At 69.6% G+C, this 10,509-nt stretch carries 10 protein-coding genes and 1 pseudogene; 1 reads left to right on the top strand and 10 read right to left on the bottom strand.

The features are described 5' to 3' along the window. A pseudogene (locus IBL25_RS21590) lies at positions 1–410 on the bottom strand (septum site-determining protein MinC); the annotation flags it as partial. Between the two features lie 204 nt (positions 411–614). Here IBL25_RS21590 and IBL25_RS21585 point away from each other — a divergent pair. Further along, positions 615–1,061 (top strand): acyl-CoA thioesterase, encoded by a 447-nt coding sequence (locus tag IBL25_RS21585; RefSeq protein WP_187780559.1) that lies wholly within the window; start codon positions 615–617, stop codon positions 1,059–1,061. 226 nt (positions 1,062–1,287) lie between these two features. On the opposite strand, the gene gloA is transcribed toward IBL25_RS21585, so the two are convergent. The 9 genes from gloA to dxr all read right to left on the bottom strand — a co-directional run. After that, entirely contained in the window at positions 1,288–1,683 is a 396-nt protein-coding gene (gloA, locus tag IBL25_RS21580; RefSeq protein ID WP_120640819.1) for a lactoylglutathione lyase, read from the bottom strand. Next, on the bottom strand, positions 1,680–2,594 hold the full coding sequence (locus IBL25_RS21575) for an LpxI family protein (protein WP_187780558.1): 915 nt from the start codon (positions 2,592–2,594) through the stop codon (positions 1,680–1,682). Before IBL25_RS21575 ends, gloA begins: the two co-directional genes overlap by 4 nt. 4 nt (positions 2,595–2,598) lie before the next feature. Further along, the gene (gene lpxA, locus IBL25_RS21570) at positions 2,599–3,450 is read right to left on the bottom strand and encodes an acyl-ACP--UDP-N-acetylglucosamine O-acyltransferase (protein WP_239419264.1); all 852 of its coding nucleotides are present in this window, start codon (positions 3,448–3,450) and stop codon (positions 2,599–2,601) included. 16 nt (positions 3,451–3,466) lie between these two features. Then, positions 3,467–3,955 (bottom strand): 3-hydroxyacyl-ACP dehydratase FabZ, encoded by a 489-nt coding sequence (gene fabZ / locus IBL25_RS21565; RefSeq protein WP_187780556.1) that lies wholly within the window; start codon positions 3,953–3,955, stop codon positions 3,467–3,469. A gap of 4 nt (positions 3,956–3,959) precedes the next feature. Next, complete coding sequence (lpxD, locus tag IBL25_RS21560) at positions 3,960–5,027, bottom strand: UDP-3-O-(3-hydroxymyristoyl)glucosamine N-acyltransferase (RefSeq protein WP_187780555.1); 1,068 nt, start codon at positions 5,025–5,027, stop codon at positions 3,960–3,962. 8 nt (positions 5,028–5,035) lie between these two features. Next, positions 5,036–5,824, bottom strand: a complete 789-nt coding sequence (locus tag IBL25_RS21555; protein ID WP_238940579.1) for an OmpH family outer membrane protein — start codon at positions 5,822–5,824, stop codon at positions 5,036–5,038. 119 nt (positions 5,825–5,943) lie between these two features. Next, positions 5,944–8,286 (bottom strand): outer membrane protein assembly factor BamA, encoded by a 2,343-nt coding sequence (gene bamA, locus IBL25_RS21550; protein ID WP_187780554.1) that lies wholly within the window; start codon positions 8,284–8,286, stop codon positions 5,944–5,946. A 166-nt stretch (positions 8,287–8,452) separates the two neighbouring features. After that, positions 8,453–9,553 (bottom strand): RIP metalloprotease RseP, encoded by a 1,101-nt coding sequence (rseP, locus tag IBL25_RS21545; RefSeq protein ID WP_187780560.1) that lies wholly within the window; start codon positions 9,551–9,553, stop codon positions 8,453–8,455. 44 nt (positions 9,554–9,597) lie between these two features. After that, positions 9,598–10,509: 1-deoxy-D-xylulose-5-phosphate reductoisomerase (gene dxr, locus IBL25_RS21540; RefSeq protein WP_187780553.1), on the bottom strand; the 912-nt coding region annotated here is incomplete at its 5' end.

Below are 10,509 nucleotides of genomic sequence, written 5' to 3'. Positions count from 1 at the left end.
GGCTCGGCGCTGGCGGCGGGGGCCTGGGGCGGCGGCTGCGGTGCGGGCTGCTGCACCGGCACCTCCTCCTCCCGCCCACCGGCGGCACGCAGCGGCGGCAGGCCGGCAGATTGCGCCAGCGACTTCATCTCCGGCGTGCCGCCGGTGGTGCCGATCGGCATGATCTCGATGTTGCGCAGTTCCGCCACCAGGCGGGCGAAGTCCACCTCATGCGGTGCCGCCGCGATGTCATCGAGGCCGATGACGATGGGCGCAAAGCGCAGGAAGCCCGGCGCGCGGCGGAACTGGTCCCCCAGCGCGGGGACGATCACCTCGGGCCGCGCATCCAGCAGCCGCAGCACCAGCAGGTTGAAATTAGCGCCCCGCAGCCGGAAAGGCTCGAAGCGGGGCTGGGCGGCGGGGGCTGACATCGGCTGCGGTGCGAGTCCTGGTTTTTGAGGGCGCATGGCCGGCGCCGGGTAGGGTCGCCACCATGCCCCTACCTATACAGGCCAGACGCGCCGCGGCGAAGCCCGGCCGGGATAAAGCCCGCGATTTCCGTGGTTTTTCCGCCGCAGTGTGGCCGAATCGAGCGCCCGGCCCTACCCTGCCGCCGCACCGAGCAGGAGCAAGCGATGCCGAAGCAGATCCCCCGCCGCGCGGAATACCGCCACTTCATCCAGGTGCCGACGCGCTGGGCGGACCAGGACGCGCTGCAGCACATCAACAATGCCGTCTACTACACCTATTTCGACACGGCGGTGGCCAGCTTCCTGCACGGCAGCGGCATCCTGGACAACCACGCCTCCGCCGTCACCGCCGTAGTGGTGGAAACCACCTGCCGCCACCATGCCCCAGCCTTCTTCCCGGACGTGCTGGATGTGGGGCTGCGGGTGGCGCATATCGGCAACTCGTCCATCCGCTATGAGATCGGCATCTTCCGCGCCGGCCAGGATACCGCCTGCGCCGAAGGCCACTTCATCCATGTGCATGTGGACCGGCAGGACATGAGCCGGACCCGCCCGGTGCCGGAGGCCCTGCGCGCCGCCGTGGCGCCGCTGATGGCGCCCCCCGCCGGCTGATTTCCGCCGCAGGCCACCCAAGCCGGTGGAGCCCCTCGCCCAGGCTCTGGGCGAGAGGCCGATGAGGCGGAGCGCGGCGGCATCGGCCGCATTTCATGCCGCGCGGCAGGCCGGCTGCGGCGCGGGCAGGCTGATCGGCCTCCCCGGGGCAGGGCACCACGCGGCTGCTGGATTCGCTGCGCGCGCCGGATGGCGCGCTGTGCCGCGCGGTGCTGGAACTGGCGGGTTAGGCCGGCTTCCGCTCGATCAGCTCGATCTTGTAGCCGTCCGGATCCTCGATGAAGGCGATGACGGTGGTGCCGAACTTCACCGGGCCGGGCTCGCGCGAGATCTTCACGCCCTCGGCGCGCAGCTTGTCGCAGGTGGCGTAGATATCCGGCACGCCGATGGCCAGGTGGCCGAAGGCATTGCCCAGCTCGTACTTCTCGACGCCGTAGTTATAGGTCAGCTCGATCACGCCCGCGCCTGTGCTCTCCGGCGCGAAGCCGACAAAGGCCAGGGTGTACTTGCCGTCCGGCACGTCGTTGCGGCGCAGTTCCTTCATGCCCAGGAGGCGGGTGTAGAAGTCGACGCTGCGGTCCAGGTCGCCGACGCGGATCATGGTGTGCAGGAAGCTGCTCATGTCGGGTTCTCCGTATGCTCGATAGGCGCCCATTCGGGCGCGAAGGGGTCCAGGGCCAGCACGAACATGCCGGCGGCCTCGACGGCGGCCAGCGTCGCGGGGCGGTCGATGACAATGGTGCCGTCCGCCTGGATGGCAATGCCCCGCAGGCCGGCTGCGGCGGCGGCGGCCACGGTGTCCGGTCCGATGGTCGGCAGATCCACCCGCCGGTCCTGCCCCGGCTTCATCACTTTCACGAAGACGCCGCCAGGGCCCTCCCGCTGCAACGTCCCGGCGCGGGCCAGCATGGCATCGGTGCCCTCGATGGCCTCCACGGCCAGCACCAGCCCCTGCTGCACCACGCAGCCCTGCCCCACATCGGCGGCGCCGATGACGCGCAGCACATGCAGGCCACGGCGGATATCCAGCACCGCCTGCTCGTCCGGCTCCACCGAGGTCAGCACGCCTGGCTTGTCCACCAGGATCTCGGACATGATCTGCCGGGCTTCCAGCGGGTTGAAGCCTTCTTCCCGCAACACCTGAACCACGGCCACCAGCAGCGAGTCATCGCCGCCAAAGGCCTTCATGCCAACGCGCGGCAGCAGCCGGGCGGCGCCGGCATCCGGGCGCAGGGACAGGAAGCTGGGGCGGCGCACGGCGCCGGCCAGGATCAGGTCCCGGACGCCGGCTGCGCGGAGCCAGTCCAGCATGCGGCCGGCGGCGCCCATGCGGCAGACGATATGCGGATAGGCGGCGTAATCGGCAGGATTGCCGAAGCCCTCCAGCACGACGACATGCACCGGCCGCCCCGCCGCCTGGGCGGAAGCGGCCGCGCGCTGCGGCAAAAGGCCACCGCCGGCGATGATGCCCAGCGGCCCTCCCAACGGCGCGCGATAGCCAAGCTTGGCGATGGTGGCGGCGGAAAGCGCCATCCGCTCAGCCCTCCGCCGAATCCTCGTCGTCCACGATCTCCCGCCCGGCGCGGCACAGCCCGCGGCGGCTGTCGGTGCGGACGAAATCCAGGATCTCCCGCACTACCGGGTCGGTGCCGTGCTGGGCCTCGGCGGCGGCCAAGCGCTCCTCGAAGACGCCGGAGGAGCGGAACAGGCTGCGGTAGATGCCGCGCAGCACATGGATCTGGCTGCGCGGGAAGCCCCGGCGCTTCAGCCCGATCAGGTTGAGGCCCGTCAGCCGGGCCCGGTTGCCCATGACGGCGCCGAAGGGGATCACATCCGCCTCCACACCGCTCATGCCGCCGATCACCGCCTGCCGGCCGATGCGCACGAACTGGTGGATGGCCGCGCCACCGCCGACGAACACCGTGTCCGCAATGTGCACGTGGCCGCCGAGCATGACGTTGTTGGCGAGGATGACGTGGTGGTCCAGCTCGCAATCATGGCCGATATGGGCGACGCACATGATCAGGCAGTCGGCGCCCACCTTGGTCACGCCATGGCCGCCGACGCTGCCCCGGTGGATGGTGGCATGCTCGCGGATCACGGTGCGGGCGCCGATCTCCACGCGGGTCGGCTCGCCCTTGTACTTCAGGTCCTGCGGCGGCAGGCCGACGCTGGCGAAGGACATGACCTGCACGCCGGCGCCCAGATGCACCTGCCCATCGATCACGGCATGGGACTGCAGGAAAACGCCTTCCTCCAGCACCGCCTCGGCACTCACGACGCACCAGGGGCCGATGCGGCAATTGGGACCGATGCGGGCACCTTCGGCCACCACGGCGGTGGGGTGGATGACGGCGCTGGGGTCGATGCCCTGCGACACGCTGGTCACCTGGTCTGGCACCGGCTCAGGCGCCCACGATCATGGCGGTCACGACCGCCTCGGCCACCACGGTGCCATCGACGCGGGCGACGCAGGCGAACTTCCAGACATTGCCGCGCTGCCGCTCCTTGGTCACATGGATGCGCAGCTGGTCACCGGGCCCCACGGGGCGGCGGAACTTCGCGTTCTCGATGCTCATGAAATACACCAGCCGGCCACGCGCGGAGGCGCCCAGCGTCTCGACCACCAGCACGCCGGAGGTCTGCGCCATGGCTTCCACGATCAACACGCCCGGCATCACCGGGTGCGTCGGGAAATGGCCCTGGAAGAAATTCTCGTTGATGGTGACGTTCTTGATGCCGACGGCGCTCTGGCCCAGCACCACATCCACCATGCGGTCGACCAGCAGGAACGGGTAGCGGTGTGGGATCGCCTGCATGATGCGGGCGATATCAACTGCCTCGATCCGGTCTCCACCCGCCCCTTCCGGGGCCGCCTGCTCTTGCTGGTCCATGTTGTCAGTCCGTCTTGTCTGGCCGGGTGCGGCCGGATTGCGCCGCCGCGGGCTTCCCGCCGCGGGCGCCGATGTTTCTTTGGTGAATAGAGGCGCGGAGCCAGTCGCGCACGGGCATCGCGGGGCTGCCCGCCATGTCCATACCGTCCGGGATGTCCGAAAGCACCCCGGCCTGGGCGCCGATCCGCGCCTTGGAGCCGATCTTGAGATGGCCGGCGAAGCCCGCCTGCCCGGCGGCCGTCACGTAATCACCGAGCACGGTGGAGCCGGAGATGCCGACCTGCGACACGATCACGCAGCCCCGTCCCGTCACCACGTTGTGGCCGATCTGCACCAGGTTGTCGAGCCGCGTGCCCGGCCCGATCACGGTATCGTCCAGCGCGCCGCGGTCGACGCAGCTATTGGCGCCGATCTCCACCTCATCGCCCAGGACGACGCGGCCAAGCTGCGGAATGGTGAAGAAGCGGCCCTCCGGCGTCGGCGTGAAGCCGAAGCCCTCGTTGCCGACCCGCGCCCCGCCATGCAACGTGACGCGGTGGCCGGCGATGCAATGGCTGGCGCTGGCATGCGGATGCAGCCGGCAATCGTCACCAAAGATGCAGCCGGGGCCGATCACGACATGGGCACCGATGGTGCAGCGGGCGCCGAGCTTCACGCCCGCGCCGATCACGGCATGGGGACCGACCTCACAGCCTTCGCCCAGTTCCGCATCCGGCGCCACCACGGCGGTGGGATGGATGCCCGGCTGCCGCTCCGGCCCCGGATGAAACAGGGCGGCGATGCGGGCGAAGGCCAGATGCGGCATCGGCGAAACCAGGGCCGCCACGCCCTCCGGCAGGGAGCCCAGGAAATCCTCGGCCAGCACCACGGCGCCGGCCTTGGCCTCGCCCAGCGCCGCGAGGTGCCGGCGGCCATCGAGGAAGGAGACCTCCCCCGCGCCCGCCGCGCCCAGCGCCGCCACGCCATGCAGCAGCCGCGCGCCATCCCCCACCATGCGCGCGCCCGTAACTTCGGCAAGGCGCGCCAGGCTGTGCGGCCCCGTGGCGGGGTGGAAACGCGGATCGACGGGCATGGCCCGGCTCAGTTCCGGCGGTTCTGCTGGCCCTGATTGCTGTTCTGGGCCGGCCGCTGGTTGTTATTGGCCGCGGCGGGGGCCGGGGCATCCTCGGGCGGCACGGTCACGCTCTTCAGGATCTTGTTGAGCTGCGTGGCCACTTCCGGCGTCAGGTCGAAGGGCGGCTCATTGAAGATCACCAGCGGGCGGGGCAGCACCAGGTTCACCTTGCGGCTGGAAGCCACCTGGCGGATCACCACCGCCAGCGCCTGCTCGATCTCCATCAGGCTGCCCTGGGCCGCCTGCTCGATGGCGCGGGAGCGGTCACGGAAGATCTTCTGGGCATCCTGCACGCGGTCCTGCAGGTCGCGCTCCTTGGTGCGCAGGTCCTCGGGCGAGAGGCTGGCACGCTGGGCCGCCAGGGCCTGCTGCTCATCCCGCCAGCGAGCCTGCTCCTTTTGCAGGTCGTCGTTCAGCTTGGCGCGGCGCTTCTCGATCTCTTCCCGCACGCCGTTGAAGGCGGTGGACTGGCGCTGCACTTCCGGCACATCAACAATGCCGATCACGGCGGCCGGCGGCTGCTCGCCCGGCGGCAGCGGGGCGGGGTTGGGCTGCACGGCGCGCTGCGCCGGGCGTTGCTGTTGCTGCGCCGGGCGCTGGGCCGGGGCCTGCGCCGGGCGCTGCTGCTGGGCACCGCCCTGCCCCTGGCCTGGAACAAACCAGTCCTGCTGCTGCTGAGCCATGGCGGCGCCGCCGAGGCCGGAAGTGGAAAGCAGAATCGCCGCCAGGGCGACCGTTGCGCGTCGCGCCATCATCGGAATACTCCGTGCCGGCCAGGGTTGAGCGTGGCCTTCGCCACGCGCCGAGACCCGGGCATGGTGGGCGGGGGGCGTCTTGCCGCCCCCCGGTGGCTGAACAGGCAGCCGGAACAGGATCAGAACCGGGTGCCGAAGCCGAAGCGGAAGACCTGCGTCTCGTCGTAGGACTTTTTCACGACGGCCTGCGCCAGGTCGATGTTGATGAGGCCGAAGGGGCTGCGCCAGGAGACACCGACACCAACGCCCACGCGGGGGCTCGAGTCGTCGCGGATATTGTCGCCGGACGCGTCACTCAGGGAGCCGATATCCACAAAGGCACGGCCGAGCAGACCGATTTCGGAGGGCAGCGGCAGCGGGAAGCGCATCTCCGTGCTCTGGGTCCAGATCACCCGCCCGCCGAGCGAGTCGTTCGTGCCCGTGCTGGTATCACGCGGGCCGGCGCCAGCGATGGCGAAGCCGCGCAGATTCTCGCCACCCAGGAAGAAGCGGTCAACGATGCGCTCTGGCTTGTCGGCGAAGCTCTTCATGATGCCGCCGCTGGCGGAGATGGAGAGCACGTAGTCCGGATCGCCCAGCCAGCGCTCGAAGGGAATGAAGTAGTTGCCGTCCAGCCGCGCGCGCACATAGGCCACATCGCCACCCAGGCCGGCGAGGTCGGTACCCAGGCGCAGCACGTAGCCGCTGTGCGGATCGAGGCGGGAGTCGCGGGTGTCGTAGGTCAGCGTCTGACCGATCTGCGACAGCCAAGTCACGCCCTTCTGCTCTTGGATATAGCGGCTGGCGCGCGGATCCACGTTGAACACGTTACGGCGGGAAAGCGTATAGGCCCAGCTCTGACGCAGCCGCTCGTTGAACTCGTAGCCCGCGCGCAGAGCGCCACCGGCGCGGCGTTCCTCGTAGCCCGAATACTCGCTGAGGTCGCGCTGGATGTAGAAGAGGTCCACGCCGACGGACAGGTTGCGGTCCAGGAAGGACGGATCGGTGACCGAGAGGTCCACCTGGCTCCGGCGCTGCGCAATAGTGGTATTGATGCGGGCATCGATGCCCGTGCCCAGCAGGTTACGCTCGCGCAGGCCGACATCCGCCAGGGCGCCGGCATCCGTGGAGTAACCACCACCCAGCGACAGTTCACCCGTCGCGCGCTCGGTCACATTGGTGGTCAGCACCACCTGGTCCGGCTGCGAGCCCGGCGTGCTGTTGATGCTGACATCCGGGTTGAAGTAGCCCAGGTCACGGATGCGCTGGCGGGAGCGCTGCACGGCGGCGGCATTGAAGGCATCGCCTTCCGCCAGCCGCATCTCGCGCCGGATCACGCGGTCCTGCGTGCGGGTGTTGCCGGTGATCTCGATGCGCTCGACGTAGGAGCGCGGACCCTCGGTCACCTCGAATGTCAGGTCGATGGTCTTGGCGGCGAGGTCGCGCTGCAGGCGCGGCTCCACGGCGACGAAGGGCGCGCCCTGGAGGTTGGCGCTGTCCTCGATCGCCTGCACGGTGCGCTCGATGGCGTCGCCGTCGTACCAGTCGCCGGAATGGACCTCCAGCACGTCGCGGAGCTGGCCGCCCGTCACGTTGCGCAGGGTGGAGTTGATGTCCACCTTGCCGACGCGGAAGCGCGGGCCTTCCTTGATGGTATAGGTGACAAAGAAGCCGCTGCGGTCCGGCGCCAGCTCGGCCGTGCTGCTGGTGACCTCGACATCGGCGAAGCCCTGGCGCTGGTAGTAGCGACGGATCAGCTCGCGGTCGAAGTTCAACCGCTCCGGCTCATAGGTGTCGGAGGAGGAGAAAGGCCGGTACCAGGCTTCCTCGCGCGAGGAGACCACTTCCTTCAGCCGGCTGTCGGAGAAGGAGTCGTTGCCGACGAAATTGATGCGGGAGATCAGGGCGGTGTCGCCCTCGGTGATCTCGTAGACCACGTCCACGCGGTCGTTGCCGCGGTCGATCACCTTGGGCTCGATGCGCGCGGCGAAGCGGCCACGGCGGGCATAAAGCTCCAGCAGGCGGGTGCGGTCGTTCTGCGCGGCGGCATCGGTATAGACCGAGCGCGGCTTCAGCAGCGCCGCTTCACGCAGGTTGTCGTCGGAGATCTTGCGATTCCCCTCGAAGACCACCTGGTTGACGATCGGGTTTTCTACCACCGTCACCACCACGCGGTCGCCGTCCCGTGCGATCTGGACATCGCGGAAGAGGCCGGTGGCGAAGAGGGTGCGCAGGCTGCGGTCCTGGCGATCCGTGTCATAGCGGTCGCCGGGCTGCAGCAGCATGTAGGAGCGGATGGTATCCGCCTCGATGCGCTGATTGCCGCGCACGTCGATGGTGCGGATCACCTCGCCGGTCGGGCGGGCGGCGGCCTGAGCCGGGCGGCGTGCCTGGGCACGCTGCGGCTGCGCTTCCGCCGAGGGCGGCAGCAGCACGGGGATCAGGCAGGTAGCGGCGAGCAGAAGGGCGCGTGTGGCGTGCAAGTGCTTCGGTCCCAGGACCTGGAGAATGGATCGAGGCCTCTGACGGGCCGGGAGCGGCCGGAGACTAGCCGGGAAGGTCCTCCCCCGCCAGCCCCACGGGACCGTTGCCGTTTATGCAGCCTTCACCTTCGATTGCAACAGGTTGCACACGCGAGGCGTGAGCTTGTCAGCCGAAGAGCCTGGAAACCCAGCCAAGCGGGACTAGGCGGGTGATGTCATTCCAGGTGGTGAAGATAAACAAGGCCGCCAGCACGGCGAGTCCCGCCCGGAAGCCGTATTCCATGGCGCGCGGCGGCAGCGGGCGGCCACGGATGGCCTCGGCCGCGTAAAAGAGCAGATGGCCGCCATCCAGCACCGGGATGGGAAAAAGATTGATCAGCGCCAGGTTCACCGAGAGCACCGCGATGAAGGTGACAAGGCTGACAAGGCCGAGCTGCGCCACCTGCCCCGAAAGCTGCGCGATGCGCAGCGGCCCGCCCAGGTCCTCGGTGCCACGGCGGCCGGTGATCATCTCCCAGATGCCGGCGAAGGTCTGGCCGGTAATGTCCACCGTCTGCGTCACGCCGGCGGCCATTGCGCTGAGCGGGTTCAGCCGGCGGAATTCCGGCGCGCCGCCGGTGACGCCCAGCACGCCCACCCGGTTGCCGTCCGATTCGCGGACACCGGGGGTGACGGTCAGGGTCTGCTCTCCACCCTCACGCGCGACGCGGACCTGCACCGGCTGGCCGGCGCGCGGCTGGATGTGGCGCTGCACGTCCTCGAAGCGGCGCACCTCCTCGCCGTCCAGGGCCAGGATGCGGTCGCCCGGTTGCAGACCGGCGCTGGCGGCGGCGCTGCCCTCCATCACCGTGCCCACGGTGGCGCTGGGCAGCGGCTGGCCGATGCTCATGTAGAGCCCGGCGAAGAGCACGGCGGCCAGGATGAAATTGGCGGCCGGGCCGGCGGCGACCACGATGGCGCGGTCCCGCACCGGCTTGTTGTGGAAGGTGCGGCCTTCGATCCAGCGGGCCATCTGCTGCTCGGTGGCGTCGCCCGGGCCTTCCTGGCCGTGCAGCTTCACGAAGCCGCCCAGCGGCAGCCACGACAGGCGCCATTCGGTGCCCTGACGGTCCGTCCAGCTCTTGATGACCTTGCCGAAGCCGATGGAGAAGACCTCGACATGCACGCCGCGCCAGCGGGCGGCGAGGTAGTGGCCCATCTCATGCACGAAGACGAGCACGCCCAGCACCACGATGAAGGCAATGATGCTGCGCAGTCCGTCGGACAGGAATTCCAAGGTCGTATCTCCGCCCCCCGGCGGGGCTTAATGGGTCAGGCCGCGCGGCGGGCCGCCCGGTCGGTCGCATCCTGCCGCGCCGCGGCATCCAATGCCAGCACGGCGGCGAGGTCCGGCACGGCGGGCGAGCCCAGCGAGGCCAGCACTTCCTCCACCACTGCGGCGATGTCGAGAAAGCCCAGCCTGCGGCCAAGGAACAGCCCGACAGCCACCTCGTTGGCGGCATTCAGGATGGTGGTGGCGCCCTGCCCGGCCCGCAAGGCCTCACGGGCCAGACGTAACGCGGGGAAACGCACGGTATCCGGCGCGTAAAACTCCAGCTTCGCCAGGGCCGCGAGATCAAGGCGCGGCACATCCACATGCATCCGCCGCGGCCAGGCCAGGGCATGCGCGATGGGCGTGCGCATGTCCGGTGAGCCGAGCTGCGCCAGCAGCGAGCCATCGGCATACTGCACCAGCCCATGCACCGCCGATTGCGGATGCACCAGCACCTCGATGCGATCCTCGGGCACCGAGAAGAGGCGCGCGGCCTCGATCAGCTCCAGCCCCTTGTTCATCATGGTGGCGGAGTCGACGCTGATCTTGGCGCCCATGGACCAGACCGGATGGGCCACCGCCTGCTCCGGCGTCACGCGCGCCATGTGTTCCAGGCTGGCCTGCCGGAAGGGGCCGCCGGAAGCGGTCAGGATGATTTTCTCGACCACCGAGGGGTCGCGGGCGTCCAGCGCCTGAAAGATGGCGTTGTGCTCGGAATCCACCGGCAGGATGGTGGCGCCGGAAGCGCGGGCGGCGGCCAGCACGATCTCGCCGGCGCAGACCAGCGCTTCCTTGTTGGCCACGGCCAGGGTGCCGCCGCGCGCCAAGGCCGCGAGCGCCGGCTCCAGCCCCGCGGCGCCGACGATGGCGGCCATGGTCCAGTCCGCCGGCATGCCGGCGGCAGCCAGCAC

It is taken from the genome of Pseudoroseomonas ludipueritiae, assembly GCF_014490445.1.
In the GTDB taxonomy this organism is placed as follows: domain Bacteria; phylum Pseudomonadota; class Alphaproteobacteria; order Acetobacterales; family Acetobacteraceae; genus Pseudoroseomonas; species Pseudoroseomonas ludipueritiae.
Note: the sequence above shows the minus strand (reverse complement) of the source record. Positions and strands in the feature narration are given on the sequence as shown.